Origin of the sequence: Marinobacter salinus, assembly GCF_001854125.1 — a bacterium.
Classification (GTDB): domain Bacteria; phylum Pseudomonadota; class Gammaproteobacteria; order Pseudomonadales; family Oleiphilaceae; genus Marinobacter; species Marinobacter salinus.
The window spans coordinates 869,438-889,483 of the sequence record NZ_CP017715.1 but is presented as its reverse complement, the minus strand read 5'-3'; the positions used below and the strand labels follow the sequence as shown (position 1 = coordinate 889,483).

Below are 20,046 nucleotides of genomic sequence, written 5' to 3'. Positions count from 1 at the left end.
GCCAATGGTCTACTAGTCCATCATTTCAAACGGCCTACAGTTGTGCAAAAGGCAATAAAACAACAACAGGCACAATGAGGTGGATTGTATGGACTACCACTCAGAATTCCGGCGGTCGATTGACCATCCGGATGACTTTTGGCGTGAACAGGCGGATCAAATTGACTGGTTCGAACCGCCAAAAACTATCTGGCAACCCACAGATAATGGCCATGGCCAGTGGTTTCCCGACGGCGTTCTGAACAGTTCCGATGTCGCACTCGATGCCAATATTCGCGCCGGCAGGGGCAATCAGACTGCCCTGATCTATGATTCCCCGGTAACAAACACCAAACGCTCTTACACTTACAGCGAGCTTACAGACGCAGTCGCCCGTTTTGCAGGCGCGCTTAAGGACCGTGGCATCAGCAAAGGTGATCGCGTCATCATTTACATGCCGATGATTCCGGAAGCCGCCATCGCAATGCTCGGCTGTGCCCGTATTGGTGCTATTCACTCCGTTGTCTTTGGTGGCTTTGCTGCCCATGAGCTTGCAGTACGGATAGACGATGCCAAGCCCAAGGCGATCCTCACCGCCTCCTGCGGCATCGAAATCACCCGTGTCATTGAGTACATGCCCCTGGTTAACAAAGCCATTGCGCAAGCCGTACACAAACCAGAGTGCTGCATCGTTTACCAGCGGCCCCAGGCCCAGGCCGACATGCAGGCTGGACAAGACTTCGACTGGCAGGAGCTGGTCGCGTCGGCCCAACCGGCAGACCCGGTACCCGTCAAATCCACGGACCCTCTTTACATCCTCTATACCTCCGGCACGACCGGCAAGCCCAAGGGAGTCGTGCGCGACAACGGCGGCCATGCGGTCGCCCTGAACTACAGTATGAAGCTGGTTTATGACGCCAACCCGGGAGACATATACTGGGCAGCGTCTGACGTAGGTTGGGTCGTTGGCCACAGCTATATTGTCTATGCGCCGCTGTTCGCTGGCTGCACCACCATCCTGTACGAGGGCAAACCGGTCAAAACGCCCGATTCAGGCGCATTCTGGCGTGTCGTGCAGGATCATGGTGTGAATCTGCTGTTTACCGCTCCGACGGCCTTCCGTGCTGTGCGCAAGGAAGATCCGGAGGCCGATCAGCTGTCCCGTTACAACATAAAGTCACTGAAACGCATCTTTCTTGCCGGCGAACGACTGGACCCCCCTACTTACGAGTGGCTCAAGGAGCACACCAACCTCCCGATTCTGGACCACTGGTGGCAAACCGAAACCGGCTGGGCTATCTGCTGTAACCCGGTCGGCATAGAGATGATGGCAACCAAGCCAGGTTCAGCCACCATGCCCTCCCCTGGCTATAACGTCCAGGTGGTCAACCCGAACGGCAGCCAGATGCCAGCCGGAGAGCAAGGCCAGATAGCCGTGAAACTGCCATTGCCTCCAGGCTGCCTGATGACCATCTGGGGTGATGATGAGCGCTTCCGGAAAAGTTACCTTGAACCTATTCCCGGCTTTTACAGCTCTGGTGATGGCGGCTTCGTTGATGAAGATGGCTATGTGTTTATCATGGGCCGCACCGACGATGTTATTAACGTTGCAGGGCACCGCCTCTCTACCGGCGAGATGGAAGAGGTCGTAGCCTCTCACCCCGCTATCGCCGAGTGCTGCGTCGTTGGTGCACATGATGATTTGAAAGGTCAGGTACCCGTTGGCCTCGTACTGATCAAGGATGGAGCAACCATTGATCACGACGAACTCGAGGACGAGCTGGTTGAAATGGTTCGTGACAAGATCGGAGCCATTGCCTGCTTCCGGCGCGCCATGGTGGTGGAGCGCCTGCCCAAGACCCGTTCCGGAAAAATATTGCGTCGAGTCATCCGACAAATAGCCGACGGAGAAGAGTATGCAATTCCCAGTACCATTGATGATCCGGCGATCCTCGAAGAGATAAGCCAGCAGTTCCGCAGCTGACTCGATACGCCCCGCAAATCCATCCGGCGACTCTGAAGCGCTGGATGGATTTTGTCGCCAGTCACGACAAGACCTTGTTTTTAAAGGGCCAAGATTGTACTTGAAACCTTAAAAAAAAAGCGTTGACGCCCCCCCAAAGTCGGTCTATACTGAAATTGCTGTGAAAAAACAGCGGTATTTGGTGAATGTGCTACAACGTCCTGCCGAAGTGCTTTTCGTTGCTCTTTCCTCAGTACTCTCTGGATTTCTCAGCATTAGTTCCAATCAGGAATATGAAGGTCCCGTGAGGGCAAATTTCAGAAAGACAGGAAAGATCAATGTCCGATACAAAAACCGGCCACGTGAAGTGGTTCAACGAGTCCAAAGGCTTTGGTTTCATTGCTCAGGACGGCGGCAGTGACGTATTTGTTCACTACAGTGCAATCAATTCTAGCGGCTTCCGTACCCTGACCGAAGGTCAGCAGGTACAGTTCACCGTGACTCAGGGCCCGAAAGGCCCCCAGGCGGAAAATGTAACCCCGGTCTGAGGTTATCACTTCCGTCCTTTGCCCCTCACGGGCATGGGAAAATTAATAAGCCGGCACTCGTGCCGGCTTATTTCATTTCCGCTTTTTTTCTTTCCTGTTCAGGCACTGACCTCTTGACCTTCCAGGCTCCGTGCGGGTAATTCAGCCCCCGCTACCTGTGCCACCGCCGAAAGCAGCGCCTGAAGTGTGGCCGATGTTGTATCTTCGGCGAGCGCCGCGGCACTGCAATGTTGTCCGTTAGCCGTCAGGCGGATGCAGGCAAGTGCATTTGCATTGGTTCCCTCGCCTAACGCAAATTCATCATAAGCCTCAACCGCTATCGAAATACCAAAGCGATGTTTGAGCGCGTCCGAGACCGCTTCCACTGCACCTAACCCATAGCCTTCCAGAGCAATGGACCCATTCACCGCCCCAACCGACACCTCGGCGCGCACGCCGTTCTCGTCGCGATGCAAATCATAAGAGCGCAGGGCCCAGTCTTCAGGAACCTTCAGGTAACGGTCCTCGAACAGCCGGTGAATGGTCAGGGAATCAATTTCGCCGCCGTTGGTTTCGGCTTCACGCTGAACCACCTTGCTGAATTCGATTTGCAGCCAGCGTGGCAGGCTGATGTTGTAATCGCGTTCCAGCACATAAGCGACACCGCCCTTTCCGGACTGACTGTTGATGCGTACCACCTCCTCATAACGGCGCCCGACATCGAACGGGTCGATGGGCAAATAGGCGACATTCCATGCATCACCTTCCTGGCGACGCGACAGACACTTGCGAATTGCATCCTGGTGACTGCCGGAAAACGCAGTGAAAACCAGCTCGCCGGCATAGGGATGGCGCGGGTGGGTCGAAATTTCAGTGCACGCTTCCACCACTTCAGTGATTTCTGCCATACCGGACAGGTCAAGCGTCGGATCAATGCCCTGGGAATAGAGATTCATGGCCATCGTCACCAGGTCCATATTACCTGTGCGTTCACCGTTGCCCATCAGTGTTCCCTCGACCCGATCGGCCCCCGCCATTACGGCCAGCTCCGCGGCCGCTACCCCACAACCACGATCATTATGGGTATGCACACTGATACTGAGATGTTCGCGGCGCTGAATACGATCACAGATCCACTCGATCTGGTCAGCAAACACATTCGGCGTAGCCATCTCCACCGTCGCCGGCAGGTTGATAATGACTGGCTGGCCCAGATCAGGCCGCCAGACTCCGGTTACCGAATCGATCACCTCAGCCGCAAAATCCAGCTCCGTTCCGGTAAAGCTCTCCGGAGAGTACTGAAAAGTCCATTCGGTTTCCGGATGGCGGGCAGCAATATCCCGCACCAGCGTGGCGCCATTGACGGCAATCTCTCTGATGCCTGCGCGATCAAGACCAAACACCTGTTCGCGCTGCACCGTGGAGGTTGAGTTGTAAACATGTACGATCGCCCTCTTCGCACCTTTCAGGGCCTCGTAAGTACGCTCAATCAACTCGGGCCTTGCCTGGGTCAAAACCTGGATTTTGACATCATCCGGAACACGGTTTTCTTCAATCAGCTTCCGGCAAAAATCAAAATCGGGCTGACTGGCAGCCGGGAACCCGATCTCGATTTCCTTAAAGCCCAGTTTCACCAGCAGGTCGAACATCCTCTGCTTCTGGGCAATGGACATGGGTTTGACCAATGCCTGATTGCCGTCCCGAAGATCAACCGCACACCAGGTTGGCGCCTTTTCGATGACCTTGTCTGGCCATCGGCGATCCGTTTTAGCAACAGGCTTAAAAGCAACATACTTGCGATGATCAAATGACATTGGGGTAATTCCTTGCGATTGCCGGGATAACTAATTCGATAGCATCAGGTTAACGCGAATTTCCAGGCATTTGATTGCTATTTTCCTCCCATAGACCATTTATTAGCTATAATAAGCCAATATTCCAAAGGTAAGCGCAATACTATGCCTATAAAGACAGAAGCCCTTGTAAAAATCGATAAAACGGATCGCCGAATACTGGAACAGGTCCAGCAAGATGGTTCCTTGACCAATCAGGAGCTGGCAGACAAAGTCGGGCTATCTCCCTCTCCGTGCCTGAGGCGCGTGAGGGCACTGGAGGAGGCTGGCATTATCGTCCGAACGGTGACCATTCTTGATCACAAAAAGCTGGGGCTCTCCCTGACCGCTATAATTCTCATCGGCATGGACCGCCACACGCCTGAACGTTTCTCCGCCTTTGAGGAACAGGTCGCCGAGTATCCGGAGGTCCAGGAATGCTACTTGATCACCGGGCAGGACGCGGACTACATGCTGAAGGTGGTGGTACCTGATATGGATCATTACCACCATTTCCTGCTCAACCGCATTACCCGGATTCAGGGGGTCAGTGGTGTGCACTCAAGCTTTGTGCTCAGGCGCGTCATTGACAGTACGGCCCTGCCCCTGGGCTATCTGTCCTGAATCAGCGGATCAGCTCGCGCACATAGGCACTGGCCATGCACTTGAGCTCTTCCACCAACTGGCGCGCCTGCTTTTCCGGGAGCGTCACTGCCAGACGGAGTATGGTCCCGGTTGATCGCGGCAACAACAGACTGGCAGTCCATCGTCGGTCTGCGGGAATCTGCGGACATTCCTCTTTCAGCCGGGCATCCAGGTCACGGGCATTACTGTAAAGCTCCCGCAGGTCAAGATCGCGGAGTTCCGGCATCGCCTCGACGCCACTCCAGATAGCGGAGTAAGCCGGCTCGTTGCGATAGAACTCATAAAACTGGTCGATTAGCTCGCCGACTGCATCCATCAGGCTGAGCTCCGGAAGCCTTTCACGCAAGGCCGTTTCCATCTTTTCCACATGAAGCTCGGCAATCGCATGGACAATTGCGGCCTTATTGGGAAAATACCGGTAGAGCGATGCCAACGACATGCCGGCTTCACGCGCAATGGCGGACATGCTGGCGGCATCGACGCCGGTTTCATGAAAGATGGCAGCGGCGTGACGGAGAATGGTGTCTACCCTTTCCCGACTACGCGCCTGGACCGGGCGCCGCCTTGGTGCAACATCGATAGTTTCATCGGTCATCATCTGTACCTTGTGATGCAGGCTCCGTACAATAATGACCACTTTACGACAAATAAAGGCTTCGGCGGGCCAACCGCCGCCTGTCCATTAGTCTAACAACACTGATCTGAACCAAACGGAAGACACGATGCGAGCAAGCCGTTACCTGATTGCGACCCAGAAAGAGACTCCTGCAGACGCCGAGATTATCAGCCACCAGCTCATGCTGCGGGCAGGCATGATCCGCAAGCTTGCAGCCGGACTGTATACCTGGCTACCCATGGGATTACGTACCCTGCGCAAGGTTGAGCGGATTGTTCGCGAAGAAATGGACAAGAGTGGAGCTCAGGAAGTTCTAATGCCGGCCGTCCAGCCCGCCGAGCTCTGGGAAGAGTCCGGCCGCTGGACCCAGTATGGTGGCGAGCTGCTTCGCATGAATGACCGCCACGGTCGGGAATTCTGCTTCGGCCCGACCCACGAGGAGGTCATTACCGATCTGGTCCGGAATGAACTGAGTAGCTACAAAGAACTGCCGGCGAACTTCTACCAGATCCAGACCAAGTTCCGCGATGAGCGGCGTCCAAGGTTTGGAGTGATGCGTGCCCGCGAGTTCATCATGAAGGATGCCTATTCCTTCCATCTGAACAGCGAATCCCTGAATGAAACCTATCAGGTGATGCACCGCACCTACTGCGCCATTTTTGACCGACTGGGCCTGGATTACCGGCCGGTACAGGCCGACTCTGGCGCCATCGGCGGTAGTGCCTCCCATGAGTTTCATGTTCTGGCCTCCTCGGGCGAGGACGACATCGTTTTCAGCACAAACAGCGATTACGCAGCGAATATCGAAAAGGCCGAGGCCGTTGCGCCAGCCGGAGAGCGCCCGGCGCCGACAGAAGAGCTAAAGGAAGTGTCTACCCCGGACAAGCGCACAATTGATGCGGTTTCCGAGTTCCTTGGCATCGACGCAACCCGAACCGTCAAGACGCTCCTGGTGAAGTCCGAGGCCGATGAAGACGGCAACGCAGGCCTCATTGCGCTGATCCTGCGTGGTGACCATACCCTTAACGAGATCAAGGCGGAGAACCTTCAAGGCATTGCAGAGCCACTGACAATGGCCACTGATGAAGAAATCGAGAAAGCAGTTGGCTGCAAGCCTGGCTCCATCGGTCCGGTCAATCTGACTGTGCCGGTTATTGTCGATCGCAGCGCCGCTCACCTGTCTGATTTTGTCTGCGGTGCCAACAAGAACGATGTTCACCTGACCGGCGTAAACTGGCAGCGTGACGTAGCGCTCGATCGTGTCGAAGATATCCGTAATGTTGTGGAGGGTGACGCCAGCCCGGATGGTCAGGGCACTCTGGAAATCCGCCGGGGCATTGAGGTTGGCCATATTTTCAAACTGGGCAACAAGTACAGCAAGGCCATGAATGCCACCGTCCTGGATGAGAACGGAAAAAGTGTCAGCATGGAAATGGGTTGCTACGGAGTTGGTGTATCGCGGATTGTTGCCGCCTCCATAGAACAGAATCACGATGACAAAGGGATTATCTGGCCGGATGCCATCGCGCCGTTTCAAGTTGCGATTGTGACGCTCAATGCCCACAAATCACCAACCGTGGCGGAAGCTGGCGAGAAACTCTACGAGCAGCTCCGCCAGGCGGGTTACGACGTGCTACTGGACGACAGGAATGAGCGTCCGGGTGTCAAATTTGCCGATATGGAACTGATTGGCATTCCGCACCGATTCGTAGTTTCCGATCGCGGGCTGGCGGCGGGCACGCTCGAATACAAGGGGCGTCGCGATACAGACAAACAGGACATCCCTGTTGCAGAAGCCCTGCCCTTTCTAGTTAACTCGTCTCCACGCAAAGGGCTCTGATCCCTGTGGGCTGGCGGCAGTCGCGTGACTGGCGCTAGCCCATATTCACCGAACGGACGATCCCGGGCTCCATTTCAAGCTCCACATCGAATTGTTCTAATACTGACGCGCGGATCCGGTTAGCCAGTGCCAGAATATCCCGCCCCGTCCCGCCAGAATGATTAATCAGTACCAGTGCCTGCCGATTGTGTACCCCCACACGCTCATTGCGAAATCCTTTCCAGCCAGTTTGATCAATGAGCCAGGCCGCTGCGAGCTTCACACCCTGGGGCTGCGGGTAGCCAACAACATCAGGATAAACGGATTTAAGCTTTTCAAATGTTGCCTCAGGAACCACCGGGTTTTTGAAAAAACTACCAGCATTGGGAGTTATTGCCGGGTCCGGTAGTTTACGACGGCGAATCGCCATGACCGCTTCGGCGACATCAGCGGGTTCCAGTTCTTCATCAACCGTGCCTCCGAGATACTCCTCAAGATCGCGGTAACCCAGGCTCATCGGCTTTTCGCGAGACAGTGCCAGATGAATCCCGGTAATGACATAACGCCCGGGCGTTTGCTTGAACAAACTGTCACGATAGCCAAATTGGCACTCCTTGTTGCCAAGCTCGACGAGCGTGTTCGATTGGCGATCCAACGCAGTGACCGACACCAGCGTGTCGGAAAGCTCAACACCGTAGGCGCCGATATTCTGCACCGGTGCTGCACCGGCGGTTCCGGGAATCAGGGCCAGATTTTCGATGCCGCGGTATCCCGCACGGGCCGCATACAGGACCGCTTCATGCCAGTTCTCCCCGGCCCCCAGGACCAGAGTAGCTTCATGGCCCGACACCCGTTCCCAGTGACGACCGTAAATGCAGATCCGGATCACCAGGCCCTGGTAGTCGCCGTCAAACACCAGATTACTGCCACCGCCGAGAATCAGAACACCGACACCCTTCTGCTGCGCCCACTCAAGGGCCTCGCTCAACTCCCTGGTGTCATGAACTTCCACATAGAAACGCGCCACAGCAGCGACATGCAGTGTGTTGAAGCCTTCCAGTTCAATGTATTCGCTGGGTTCCGTTGTACGGCTCAAGCCAGACGCTCCCGGATGTCGGCAAGCAATCCCTCCCCAGCCTCATGGATGAGGTCCAGTACCAGGTCAAAACCGGCATCACCACCGTAGTAGGGATCCGGGACCTCCTGATATCCGGACCGGCCATAGCCAAGAAACAATGTCGGCGGCGTGCTGCCGTTCTGGTGCCAGATTTCCTTGAGGTCCGCCAGGTTCTGACGGTCCATAACCAGCACATAATCAAAGTTATCCAGATCCTCAGCAACAAACTGACGCGCCCTGAGATCACTGATATCAACCCCCCGCTTACGGGCGGCGGCTATCGCTCTCGGGTCGGGCGCCTTGCCTATATGCCAGTGTCCGGTTCCACATGAATCAATTGCTACGCGATCCCCTAGACCCGCAGCGTCCACCACTGAACGGAATAATCCCTCGGCACTGGGAGATCGGCATATGTTTCCAAGACAGACAAAAAGAACCTTTACCCGCTCACCCATTGTGCTCGCTCCCTGCTTCCATCCATGTCCGGATGCGTTCCAGATCGGCAAGGGTGTCGACCCCCGCGGGCGGATTCTCCGCCGCAATATCCACGTGAATCACAGCACCATGATAAAGCGCGCGAAGCTGCTCCAGAGACTCCACTTTCTCCGTTGGCGCGGGGGCCCATTGGACAAACTGACCAAGGACGCTGGCGCGGTATCCGTAGACACCAATATGACGGAAATAGCCGACAGCATCCGGTAAGGAAGCATCCACGTCGGTCAGAGGACTTCCCTTCTGCCAAAGGTCGCGGGCCCAGGGAATCGGCGCACGACTGAAGTAATGGGCCATTCCCCGATGATCAAAGACCACCTTCACCACATTAGGGTTAAACACATGATCGACATCGTGGATTCGTTCACACAAAGTCGCAATCGCTGCGTCCGGGTACAGATTCAGATTGTCCGCCACCTGGTTAATCAGCGCCGGAGGAATAAGGGGTTCGTCGCCCTGGACGTTCACCACCCGATGCTCTTGCTCAAAATCCAGCTTACGGGCAACCTCTTCCAGCCGGTCGGTGCCGGTGGCGTGGTTGGGTGACGTCATCACCACCTCGGCACCAAACTCCTCACAGACGGAATAGATTCTGTCGTCGTCGGTGGCGACAACAACCCGGTTGGCACGGCTTTCCATCGCCCGTTCATACACATGCTGAACCATGGGTTTACCGGCGATATCCGCCAACGGTTTCCCGGGCAGACGACTCGAAGCGTAGCGGGCCGGTATCACGACAGTAAAAGACATGGGTATACAATCCTGAAGTTGATTTAGCGTTTCTCGAGGCGCTCGTCGGCAGATAACGTGCGAGCTTCCGTTGCCAGCATCACCGGAATGCCCTCACGGACAGGAAATGCCATGGCATCCTGATAACAAATGAGTTCCGTTCTGGCTTCGTTCAGCTTTAAATCGCCCTTGCATACCGGGCATGCCAGCATAGCCAACAGTTTTTTATCCATGATGCATTCTCACTGACGGTTAAGGGGTTAACTGCTTGGAGCATTCCCGGATTGTCGATAGCACTGACTCCGAGAACTCCTCAGGTAAACGGGCCTGCACGGCCAGAACCCAGACGTTTCGACTTGCGAACCGGCGGCATTTTACGGCGTCCTTGGCGGTCATCACTACCCACTCATTCTTGCCCGTCTCCAATTCGCCGGCCTTGAATTGATGATGGTCGGGAAACGGCGCTTCAGTCACCCTGGCTCCCAGGTTTCTTAGTGTATCGAAAAAGCGACCGGGATTGCCGATACCTGCAATGGCACGAACCCGTTGACCGCAGAGATCGCCGGGGGAACGCCTTTCACCTGTTTTCAGGTTAATCAGCGAGGCAGGTTCAAGCGTCATCGAATAAATCCGGGGATGCTCAATTCCATCGAAGTTCTTCAAGTGCCCACCCGATCCATTCTCCACGCCATTAACCACAATGTAGTCGACGGAAGATAAACGGGAGACTGGCTCACGGAGGGGGCCAACAGGAATTGTAGCGCCATTGCCAATACCGCGGGCACCATCAAAAACGGCAAGCTCAAGGTCCCGTGGCAATCGGTAATGCTGCAGGCCATCGTCACACACCAGAATGTCACCCAGCTCATGAGCGAGAGCCCATGACGCCCCTCGGCGCCGCTGAGGGTCGACCACAACAGGGCACCCTGTTGCCTGGGCCAGCATCACCGGTTCGTCACCGGCATCGGAAGGGTCTGTCTCTGCCGAAACCAACAGCGGATACTCCGACGACTTCCCACCATAGCCCCTGCTGACAATGACCGGTCGCCACCCGGCATCCTTCAGCTGGCCGACGAGCCAGGCAGTCAACGGCGACTTGCCCGTACCACCCGCAGTGATGTTGCCAACAACAATAACCGGAACCGGTAGCGGTTCGTTCTTCGCCTTCCAGGCTTGCCGTCGGCGGGATTCGGCAATGTTTTTATAGAGCCAGGCCAAGGGCATGAGAAATCTGAGGGGGCGCCCCTTCCCATACCAGAGTTTATCCACCACAGACGTCATGCCTGCTCGCTGAACTGCATCTGATGCAACTGAGCGTAAGCTCCACCTGCCGCCAGCAGCTCATCGTGCCTGCCGGATTCCACGATTCGTCCGTTGTCCATCACGAGAATCCTGTCCGCCTTTTCAATGGTAGACAGCCGATGTGCAATCACCAGCGTAGTCCGGCCCTTCATAACCGTTTCCAGGGCGTCCTGAATATGACGTTCCGACTCCGTATCCAGCGCGGACGTCGCCTCATCCAGAATCAGGACCGGCGCGTTCTTGAGCAGTGCCCGAGCAATCGCCAGTCGTTGCCGCTGACCTCCGGACAGCATTACCCCATTGTCCCCGATCATGGTATCGAGACCCTCCGGCATTCGGTCAATAAACTCCAGGGCATGGGCCTTGGCCGCAGCCTCTCGGACTTCTTCCCGGCTACAGTCGCGAAGGGCACCGTAGGCGATGTTGGCCGCAATCGTGTCATTGAACAGAACAACACTCTGAGTGACGAGTGCAATCTGGGCACGCAGGGCCTTCAGGGAGTATTCCTGCAATGAATGGTCATCAATACGGATATCACCACCGGTGTACTCATAGAACCGGGGTAACAAGCTGACCAGCGTTGATTTACCGCTGCCGGAACGACCTACAAGGGCAACACTCTGGCCGGCCGGAATATTGAGTGAAATACCTTCCAGAACGTTATCGAGCTGATCCCGATAACGGAAAGACACGTTATCGAAACTGATACTTCCCTCTACACGGTCCGGAGAGTAGGTGCCAGGATCCTGCTCAGGCTGCTCGTCAATAGTCTCGAACACATCGTAGGCTGCCGCCACCCCTTTCTGGATCTTGGCGTGCACAGAAGTTACCTGCCGAATCGGCTTGGCCATGGTCGTGGCGGCCGTAATAAACGCGACCAGCTGACCCGTTGTCATACCGCCCCGAATCTCCGGTGCAAGCATAGTCCAGACCAACGCAGCGATGGCGATAGCGACCAGCACCTGAATAATCGGAACACTAATCGCCTGGGTCGATGCCATTTTGAGGCTCTGTTTCAGGTTGCGGTCATTGACCTCGCGGAACCGCTGCTGCTCGTAGTCTTCGCCACCAAACGTGCGAACCACGCGATAGCCGGTAATGGACTCCGACGCCACGTGGGTTATGTCGCCCATAGAGCCCTGAATGCGTTTGCTGATCTTGCGAAACCGCTTGCTGGCGTAGTTCACAACAAGACCTATTAGCGGCCCCACTGCGAGGAAAATCAGCGTCAATTTCCAGTTCGTGTAAAGCATGAAGCCGAGCAGCCCGACAATGGTCAGGCCTTCGCGCAAGCTGATCGTGACTGCGTTGGTGGTAGCCTCGGCCACCTGCTCAACATTAAACGTCAGTTTCGATACCAGGCGACCGGATGCGTTATCGTCAAAGTACCGGGATGGCAGGTTCAATAACCGGTCGAAAACGTTGTTACGCAGCGCATTGATGACCTGACGTCCAACATAGTTAATGAAGTACTGACTCATGAATGTGCCAAGGCCGCGCAGAGCAAATACTCCGACGATGACCAATGTCAGTAACAGACGGTTCTGTTCAGTCGGATTCTCAATGGCCGCAATGACGTACTCCATTGCCGCAGCCATGCCAGTGGAAGCCCCGGCGTAAATCACATTTCCAACCACAGCGAGCGAAAAAGCCAGCCAGAACGGCTTAACATAGGCGAGCAGACGCTTGTAGGTCTCCCAGCTGCTGTCCGGAGAGACCGTTGCCGGGGCGGGTTCGGGAGTGGTCACTGGCTCTCGGCCTCCCGCTCTGTGGTTATGCTAAGTTTGGCAAACCCCAGACGACCGGCCACGTCCATCGCACGGACCACGAACTCGTGGGGAGTACGTGCATCGGCGGTAATGATAAAGGGCAAGGAAGTGTCACCTTCAGCCAGCTCCCGTACGCCACGCTCGAGGGTTTCTCGGCGGTTGTTGACGAGGGTGCGGTCATTCAGGCTGTACTGCCCTTCAGCATTGATAACCACATCGATCTGTCTCACCTCAGCTTGCGAGACAGGTTTACCACTGGCTTCCGGAAGCTCAACCTGCAGATGACTCTCACGGGTGAACGTTGTGGAGACCATAAAGAAAATCAACAACAGGAATACCACGTCGATCAGCGGCGTCAGGTCCACCCCGACTTCCTGACTTCTCTGGCGCTTGAACTTCACAGTGTTCAGGCTCCTTCCACGTCGATTTCGCGGTCCCCGTGAACAACCTCGACGAGCTTGATCGCTTCCTGCTCCATGCCCACCACCAATTCATCTACCCGGCGAATAAAGTAGCGGTGAGCGATCAATGCGGGAATCGCCACGCTGAGGCCGGCTGCGGTCGTGATCAGAGCTTCGGAAATACCACCCGCGAGATTGCCGGCATTGCCAACACCAGCGAGCTGGATTTCTGCAAACACCTTGATCATACCGATAACGGTACCCAGGAGGCCCAGGAGCGGGGCAATGGTAGCTACCGTACCCAGAGGATTCAGAAAGCGCTCAAGATCATGGATGACCTGGCTCGCTTCGTGTTCAATGCTTTCCTTCATGATCTCACGACCATGCTTGGCATTAAGCAACCCGCCAGCCAGGATCCGTCCCAGAGGAGAGGAACCCTGCAGCGCCTTTAGCTTGCGCCCGTTGAGCTCTTTTTTCTTGATCCACCGCCACAACTCGTTAATGGTCTGGGGCGGCGCAACCCTGGAGGGGCGGAGGGTCCAGACACGCTCCAGAATGATGGCTAGCGCCAGGATAGAACAGGCAACAATTGGCACCATCAAAATACCACCAGCTTTTAACAGCTCGAACACGCTCGATCTCCCTCAATAATTGCAAGCCGCGCTACTTTAGCATAGCTGCCGGTAGAGGCCACACCCCGAATGTCACGGTATTCCACATTCATCACGCGCCAACCCCTCACCGCCAATCCAGAAGGGTGAACGATCTCTCATTTCCTTCATCTTCAGACGGTTAGCCTCAATGTCCATAGACAACAGTCCGCTACAGGCAGTATTGAATTGACGAACTCCTGCTTTACGGTATCGGGCGACAATATCCGGGTGGGGATGTCCATACCGGTGTTGGTAGCCGGCTGAGTATATAACTGCGTCCGGTTTCAGGGCGTTAATCCAGTCCGCCGACGAAGAGGTCTTGCTCCCGTGATGAGGCGCAAGCAGTACCCTCATTCGAATGGCGTCCGGCCGATCACTGCCGGCGAAAGCTTCCAGGTGCGCAGCCTCCACCTTTTTTGTGATGTCTCCGGCTAAAATCCACTCAGTGCCGGATGGCCGATGCCAAATCGTCACTACGCAGGATGCATCATTTCCTTCAACCGCTCCGGGTGCCTGCCAGTAGCTGACGGTCAATTCGCCAAGAGCCTCGCTGAAATTCACACAGCGATTGATCGGCAGGTCGCTGTCTGCTGGCAACGCTTCCTGGGTAGCGCCGGGCTCGCCAGCTACAATCCGACCGATTTCAATTGAACGGGCAAGCAATGCCAGCCCGCCGGAATGATCGCTGTCAGCATGACTTACCACCAGGGTATCGATCCGCCGAACCCCAAGCGCTTTCAGATTGGGCAATATCGTTGAATCAACCGCAGAAAACACTCCGGGTAGCGCCGGACCAGTGTCGTATAAAAGTACGCGCTGGCCGTGTCGCAACAACACTGACATCCCCTGCCCTACATCCCAGACACTTACCTCAGGTGCGGAAACCATCGGGTTCTTTTCTAACCCCCGAGGACCCGACAGAAAACTCCAGAAAAAAATCATGGCCATAGCGATCAGTCGGAACCGCTTCAATGGGAAATAAATCAGACACAGGGCCAGAACTGCCAAAACCGAGACCTCTGCCAGCGTGGCCGAAATGACCACGACATCGAAATCTGCCAGACCGGCCAGGATTCGCCAGAGGATGCCGATAACCCCATCAAATAACGGAATGAAAAAATCCGACATGGCCGGAACCAGGGCGGTAACAAGACCGCCAGTCACTAATACGGGCATGACCACCAGGGATACCCAGGGAATGGCAAGCAGGTTGGCCACCGCTCCAACCACAGGCTGCTCCTGCCCGAAAACCTGAAGGACCGGCCACAGGCCGGCAAAAACAGCGACCTGAGCGAGCAGAAGGCCACGAAACCAGCCTGAGCCCCCCAGTGTGCCAGCGAAAACAAAGATCAGCACGGCCACCGCACCAAAGGACAACCAGAACCCCTGATCCAACGGGGCGAACGGGTCCAATAACAGCACGGCACCCAGAGCAAGCACCAGCGACTGCCAGACAGATGCCTGGCGCGCCAACAAAACAGACCAGCCGCCAACTGCGACCATAATCAGTGCCCTGCGCGTGGGCACAGTCCATCCGGCTGCCAGTGCATAAAGAATGCAGCAGGCGGTTACGGTGACAAATACGGCCCGGCGGCGGGCTCCCTCACTGAGCTTCTCCGGCGGCGCAGACAGCAGTATCTGGCGGCACGCAAAACCTGCTCCAAACGCTATCAAACCAAGGTGTAGGCCCGAAATGGCAACCAGATGAATGGTGCCCGTCGCCGTTAAGACATCCCATTCCGGCTGGCTCATGTGTCCGCGATAACCGACGAGCAACGAGGCAACGAAGGGGAAATACTCAGCCCCGGAAAACTGATGATCTACCCAGCTCACCAATGCAGCATGAGCCTTCTGGTACTGACAGTGCCATCCGCAATGGACACCCGGATCCGAACGGACTTCTCTGACGCTGCCCGTTGCCCGATACCCGTTTCGGAAAAGCCAGTCTTCGTAGCGAAAGCCGGCCGGATTAAGGGTTCCGTGAGGGCGCTTGAGCACCACATCGAGCTGAAGGCGACGAGCGGGTAGCGGAGAGGATTCGTGACCATACCAGGACAACCGAAGCAGAGCCGGAAGAGAGTCCGAGTCATCCGCTTTTTCTGACAGGCCGTGCCAGTCAGTGACACACAAACTGAACCTCAGACTACCAAAACTGCCTTCGGAGGGGATATCACAGAGGTAGCCGGAAACGGCCAGCTTTTGGCCCTCATATTGCCCCGGCAGGCGCTCGGACAGGCGACTGCCGGCATGCCAGGAAGCCCAGCCAACACCCATGCAGAGTCCCAGGCACAGCACGGCAATCCGCCGGAGCAACGAAGAACGACACCGGAGGGCCATGTAAAAAGCTGTCAGAAAGCAGCCCGCAATCCATTCCGGAGGTGGCAACACCGACAACCGATACAGTAAGATAACGCCGCAAGAGAAGGCGAAAACGCCCGAGACCGCAGAACCACGCCCAACTAGGGGCACTGGGTGGCTGTGAAAACTTCCGGACAATCCTTGTCCTCCCGAATTGTTACAGTGACCGGCAGCCTCCGTGCTACCGGGCTTTTCAATCTGTTACAGGCAGAGCTTCCAATGCCAAAGAAGTTCATGAAACGCTATCTGCCAACACCAGAGAAGGTGCAAGCGATGCAATCGTTACGCTTTCTCGGCGATATCCTTCATGAACCCAATCTGTGGCACATAAACCGTCACAGCGTGGCTCGTGCGTTCCTGGTTGGCATCTGGTTCTGTTTTATTCCCATGCCGTTCCAGATGATCGCCGCAGCTTTTTTTGCTATCTGGTTTAACGCAAACCTGCCACTGTCCGTGGTTTTGGTATGGATCAGCAACCCCGTCACCATGCCGCCACTTTTCTATTTCAACTACAAGGTGGGAGCCTGGGCACTCAACAGGCCGGTACTCAACTTCGACTTCCACCTTTCCTGGTCATGGCTCAGTGACCGGTTGCTGGACATCGGCATTCCCCTGTACCTGGGCTCACTGATGGTGGCCACAGTGTCCGCCTGCGTGGCCTATTTGCTCATTCAGTATCTGTGGCGCCGGAAGATCCGCTCGGACTGGCAGACAAGACGCATTAACCGCATCAAAGAGCGAAACGCGAAAGATCATGCTTCCTGAACCAGCCGGCCCTGCTCCAGCCTGAGGACCCTGCCCAGACTTCTCGCCATTTTCATGTCGTGGGTTACCATCACAAACGAAATGCCGAACTGATCGCGCAAGGATTCAATCAACGCGCGAACCCCCTCTCCAGTGTGCTCATCCAGGTTACCGGTGGGTTCGTCCATGAGCACGCACTCGGGCTCATTGACCAGCGCACGCGCAATGGCCACACGCTGACGCTCCCCACCAGACAGCTCTCCCGGCTTGTGAGCCAAACGACCGGCAAGCCCAACCCGATCAAGAACATGCTCGGCCTTTTCTTTGGCATCCCTGACAGCAATACCGCCCAGGACGCAGGGCATCATCACATTCTCCAATGCCGGAAATTCAGGCAGCAGGTGATGAAACTGGTAAACAAAACCGAGATGGCGATTTCGGAACCGGGCCCGGCCGGCCTCGGAAAGACGGTGAATATCCTGACCACAGATCGAAATATGCCCGGATGAAGGTTTGTCCAGCCCCCCCAGAAGATTCAGAAGGGTGGTCTTTCCGGCACCACTACTACCCACAATAGCGACCGTCTCACCTGTGGCAACCTGAAGCGAGATATCGGAGAAAATAGTGAGTTTTTCAGGCCCCTCGCTGTAGGTACGGGTTACCTGGCGACAATCAATCACGAGGGCTGGCTGCTCTTGCATAACCAAATTGTCCTTATTCATAGCGCAGTGCCTCCGCCGGATCGATCCGCGACGCACGCCAAGCGGGATAAATCGTCGCCAGCAAGCTCATTGCAAGACCGGCACCGCTTATTATGTACACGTCCTGCCACTGCAGCTGTGACGGCAAATAGCTGATGAAATAGACGTCGGCGCTCAGGAATTTATGTCCCAGAGCTCCCTCAAGCCAGGAAATAAAGGCACTGATATTCAAGGCACCGAGCACCCCCAGCGCGGTTCCGATCAGCGTCCCGAACACGCCGATCACCGCACCTTGTACAATGAAGATGCGCATAATGCGCCCGGGAGTGGCGCCCATAGTCCGCAGGATGGCAATGTCCGCCGTCTTGTCGGTCACTACCATCACCAGTGTCGACACAATGTTGAAAGCCGCCACCGCGACAATGAACATCAACAGGAGGCCAATCATCGTCTTTTCCATTCGAATGGCCTGAAAAAGATTGCCATGGGTCCGTGTCCAGTCGGAGATGAAGTAGCGACCATTGAGCATCCGGGCTGCTTCTTCCGCAACCTTTGGGGCAGCAAACAGGTCATCAACGAGCAACCGCACACCCTGGGCCTTGCCCCCGGTCCGCATCAGTTTTGCAGCATCAGCCATGTGCACAAGCGTGTAATTGCCGTCCAGTTCTGCGCCAACACTGAAAACCCCCTTTACAGTGAAGCGCTTAAGCCTGGGCAACACCCCAGCGGGGGTAACAGATGCTTCGGGCAGAACCACCGTAACCTTGTCTCCCAGGTCGAGCCGGAGACTTGAAGCCATCAACTGCCCGATAATGATGCCGAACTCGCCGGGATGCAGATCATCGAGACTGCCCTTTATCATGTGCTTCTCGATAATCGATACGGTTTTCTCCTGCTCTGGCAACACACCGTTTAGCATGACGCCCCGCACATTAGCGCCACCGGTAACCATACCCTGGCCCTGTATGAACGGTGCTGCAGCCAGCACCCTTGGGTGCTCCTCTACCTGTCGATCCACCGTCTCCCAGTCCTCTAACGGGCCAGTGCCTTCAATAACCGCATGAGGCACCATGCCCAGAATTCGCTGTTTCAGTTCCCGGTCAAACCCATTCATGACAGACAGAACGATGATCAGGACTCCCACACCGAGCATGAGACCGATCATGGAGGTCAGCGAGATAAACGATATGAAGTGATTACGGCGTTTCGCTGCCGTGTAACGTAAGCCTATGTAAAACGATAAGGGTCTGAACATGGTGAGGCGCCTGTCGCTACCTTCGGAATGGTCGTGGTCTGGTTTTCCTCGCAACCTTTCAGGGCCGCTGGAAACTGCTAAACTGTTCTATACCAATAAAAATTTTGCGCTCCGGAGCCAGAATGCCGTCACCGAACACCCCTAGCCAACCCGCGGAACATTCACCCGAACGCCGGGACTTTTTCCGCATCGAAGATCGGATCGGTCTGGAAATCCGAAAGCTCTCACCAACAGCGCTCCCGGAGGAGGCATTCGACGGCGATCACCTCGAAAGCCTGAAAGCGGAATTCAGACGACTGGATCAGGACGTGAAATCCCAGCTTACCAGCCTCGCCGAAAAGGACCGCCTTCTGACGGGCCTGATCAAATCACTGAACAGCAAGCTGGACACGCTGGCGCGCATTATGGCCTTTGAGCAAAATCCGTTGCAACCGGAGGACTGGCAGGATGTGACCCTGAGCGAGGGCGGACTGGCCTTCACCAGCAGCACGCCAGCCTGGAAACCTGGCGACCGGCTTGCCGTCCGCATGACGCTTCCACCGGAGCTTTTTCAGCCCCAGGCAACGGCCCGTGTTCTGGAGGTAATCCCGGACACCAGAGGCGGGGCACGGATTCACACGGAGTTTGTCCGCATTCAGGACAGTGACCGCCAACAAATCGCCAAGCATGTGATGCGTTGGCAAATCCGCCAGCGCCAAAAAGGATAGACTGGGGAAAAACGGGTGACTTTTGGTAATCTTTTTCGGATATTACGCTTTATCCATGTCCTTGAGGGTACGCCCCGGGGGACCACAGAGTTTATGGAGATCCATCAATGAGAAAAAACAAAGTCCTGTTCGGCGCACTGACCCTGGTAGCCACAATGACCCTGGCTCCGCTAGGCGGTGTAATGGCAGAGGAACTCCGGGTCCCGGTCGGCACTCAGGCAGATCGGAACCAGGAAAGCTTTCCAAAAACGGGAATGAGTCGGTCTTCCGTCCAGGCAACCTGGGGCGAACCAGACGAGATTCGTGGCCCGGTAGGAGAGCCGCCAATCAGCCAATGGCACTACCAGGATTTTGTGGTCTATTTTGAGGGCGACCGCGTACTCCACACGGTGTTGAAGCGCTGATAACAAGCACGATCAACACAGCAGGGTAGTTAT

The 20,046-nt window shown here is 55.9% G+C and carries 20 protein-coding genes; 7 read left to right on the top strand and 13 right to left on the bottom strand.

What is annotated here, in order from left to right; genetic code table 11:
* Window positions 1-79 precede the first annotated feature (79 nt).
* Both BKP64_RS04140 and BKP64_RS04135 read left to right on the top strand, forming a co-directional pair.
* A complete protein-coding gene (locus BKP64_RS04140) occupies window positions 80-1,963 on the top strand; it encodes a propionyl-CoA synthetase (RefSeq protein WP_227515499.1) in 1,884 nt (627 codons plus the stop codon).
* A gap of 317 nt (window positions 1,964-2,280) precedes the next feature.
* Window positions 2,281-2,490 (top strand): cold-shock protein, encoded by a 210-nt coding sequence (locus BKP64_RS04135; protein ID WP_048494874.1) that lies wholly within the window; start codon window positions 2,281-2,283, stop codon window positions 2,488-2,490.
* Between the two features lie 98 nt (window positions 2,491-2,588).
* On the opposite strand, the gene leuA is transcribed toward BKP64_RS04135, so the two are convergent.
* Window positions 2,589-4,283 carry a 2-isopropylmalate synthase gene (leuA, locus tag BKP64_RS04130; protein WP_070966392.1) on the bottom strand — a complete coding sequence of 565 codons (1,695 nt, stop codon included), beginning with the start codon at window positions 4,281-4,283 and terminating at the stop codon, window positions 2,589-2,591.
* A 144-nt stretch (window positions 4,284-4,427) separates the two neighbouring features.
* Between leuA and BKP64_RS04125 the strand changes: the two genes are divergently transcribed.
* Window positions 4,428-4,925: an Lrp/AsnC family transcriptional regulator gene (locus BKP64_RS04125; RefSeq protein WP_070966389.1), complete on the top strand. Its 498-nt coding sequence runs from the start codon at window positions 4,428-4,430 to the stop codon at window positions 4,923-4,925.
* Between the two features lies 1 nt (window position 4,926).
* Here BKP64_RS04125 and BKP64_RS04120 read toward each other — a convergent pair whose 3' ends face one another.
* Window positions 4,927-5,541: a TetR/AcrR family transcriptional regulator gene (locus BKP64_RS04120; protein ID WP_070973543.1), complete on the bottom strand. Its 615-nt coding sequence runs from the start codon at window positions 5,539-5,541 to the stop codon at window positions 4,927-4,929.
* A gap of 127 nt (window positions 5,542-5,668) precedes the next feature.
* On the opposite strand from BKP64_RS04120, the gene BKP64_RS04115 reads away from it, so the two are divergent.
* Window positions 5,669-7,402, top strand: a complete 1,734-nt coding sequence (locus tag BKP64_RS04115) for a proline--tRNA ligase (protein WP_070966387.1) — start codon at window positions 5,669-5,671, stop codon at window positions 7,400-7,402.
* Between the two features lie 34 nt (window positions 7,403-7,436).
* Here the strand turns inward: BKP64_RS04115 and murB are convergent, their stop codons facing one another.
* The 9 genes from murB to BKP64_RS04070 form a co-directional block, all read right to left on the bottom strand.
* Window positions 7,437-8,477, bottom strand: coding sequence for a UDP-N-acetylmuramate dehydrogenase (murB, locus tag BKP64_RS04110; RefSeq protein WP_070966383.1), 1,041 nt, complete (start codon window positions 8,475-8,477; stop codon window positions 7,437-7,439).
* Complete coding sequence (locus tag BKP64_RS04105; protein WP_070966380.1) at window positions 8,474-8,953, bottom strand: low molecular weight protein-tyrosine-phosphatase; 480 nt, start codon at window positions 8,951-8,953, stop codon at window positions 8,474-8,476. Before BKP64_RS04105 ends, murB begins: the two co-directional genes overlap by 4 nt.
* On the bottom strand, window positions 8,946-9,740 hold the full coding sequence (gene kdsB / locus BKP64_RS04100; RefSeq protein ID WP_070966377.1) for a 3-deoxy-manno-octulosonate cytidylyltransferase: 795 nt from the start codon (window positions 9,738-9,740) through the stop codon (window positions 8,946-8,948). Before kdsB ends, BKP64_RS04105 begins: the two co-directional genes overlap by 8 nt.
* Before the next feature lie 23 nt (window positions 9,741-9,763).
* A complete protein-coding gene (locus tag BKP64_RS04095; protein WP_070966374.1) occupies window positions 9,764-9,952 on the bottom strand; it encodes a Trm112 family protein in 189 nt (62 codons plus the stop codon).
* A gap of 19 nt (window positions 9,953-9,971) precedes the next feature.
* Window positions 9,972-10,943, bottom strand: coding sequence for a tetraacyldisaccharide 4'-kinase (gene lpxK, locus BKP64_RS04090; protein ID WP_227515498.1), 972 nt, complete (start codon window positions 10,941-10,943; stop codon window positions 9,972-9,974).
* Window positions 10,944-10,996: 53 nt separating this feature from the next.
* Entirely contained in the window at window positions 10,997-12,769 is a 1,773-nt protein-coding gene (gene msbA / locus BKP64_RS04085; RefSeq protein ID WP_070966369.1) for a lipid A export permease/ATP-binding protein MsbA, read from the bottom strand.
* A complete protein-coding gene (locus tag BKP64_RS04080; RefSeq protein WP_070966367.1) occupies window positions 12,766-13,191 on the bottom strand; it encodes an ExbD/TolR family protein in 426 nt (141 codons plus the stop codon). Before BKP64_RS04080 ends, msbA begins: the two co-directional genes overlap by 4 nt.
* Window positions 13,192-13,196: 5 nt before the next feature.
* Window positions 13,197-13,823, bottom strand: a complete 627-nt coding sequence (locus BKP64_RS04075) for a MotA/TolQ/ExbB proton channel family protein (protein ID WP_070966364.1) — start codon at window positions 13,821-13,823, stop codon at window positions 13,197-13,199.
* Window positions 13,824-13,895: 72 nt separating this feature from the next.
* Complete coding sequence (locus BKP64_RS04070) at window positions 13,896-16,313, bottom strand: DNA internalization-related competence protein ComEC/Rec2 (protein WP_083329137.1); 2,418 nt, start codon at window positions 16,311-16,313, stop codon at window positions 13,896-13,898.
* A 108-nt stretch (window positions 16,314-16,421) separates the two neighbouring features.
* Between BKP64_RS04070 and BKP64_RS04065 the strand changes: the two genes are divergently transcribed.
* Window positions 16,422-16,967 (top strand): DUF2062 domain-containing protein, encoded by a 546-nt coding sequence (locus BKP64_RS04065; RefSeq protein WP_070973542.1) that lies wholly within the window; start codon window positions 16,422-16,424, stop codon window positions 16,965-16,967.
* On the opposite strand, the gene BKP64_RS04060 is transcribed toward BKP64_RS04065, so the two are convergent.
* Both BKP64_RS04060 and BKP64_RS04055 read right to left on the bottom strand, forming a co-directional pair.
* On the bottom strand, window positions 16,955-17,647 hold the full coding sequence (locus tag BKP64_RS04060) for an ABC transporter ATP-binding protein (RefSeq protein ID WP_099092574.1): 693 nt from the start codon (window positions 17,645-17,647) through the stop codon (window positions 16,955-16,957). The genes BKP64_RS04065 and BKP64_RS04060 overlap by 13 nt on opposite strands.
* A 13-nt stretch (window positions 17,648-17,660) precedes the next feature.
* Complete coding sequence (locus BKP64_RS04055) at window positions 17,661-18,902, bottom strand: lipoprotein-releasing ABC transporter permease subunit (RefSeq protein WP_070966356.1); 1,242 nt, start codon at window positions 18,900-18,902, stop codon at window positions 17,661-17,663.
* Window positions 18,903-19,024: 122 nt separating this feature from the next.
* Between BKP64_RS04055 and BKP64_RS04050 the strand changes: the two genes are divergently transcribed.
* Window positions 19,025-19,609, top strand: coding sequence for a PilZ domain-containing protein (locus tag BKP64_RS04050; protein ID WP_070966354.1), 585 nt, complete (start codon window positions 19,025-19,027; stop codon window positions 19,607-19,609).
* 107 nt (window positions 19,610-19,716) lie between these two features.
* On the top strand, window positions 19,717-20,013 hold the full coding sequence (locus tag BKP64_RS04045) for a hypothetical protein (protein WP_070966351.1): 297 nt from the start codon (window positions 19,717-19,719) through the stop codon (window positions 20,011-20,013).
* Window positions 20,014-20,046 lie beyond the last annotated feature (33 nt).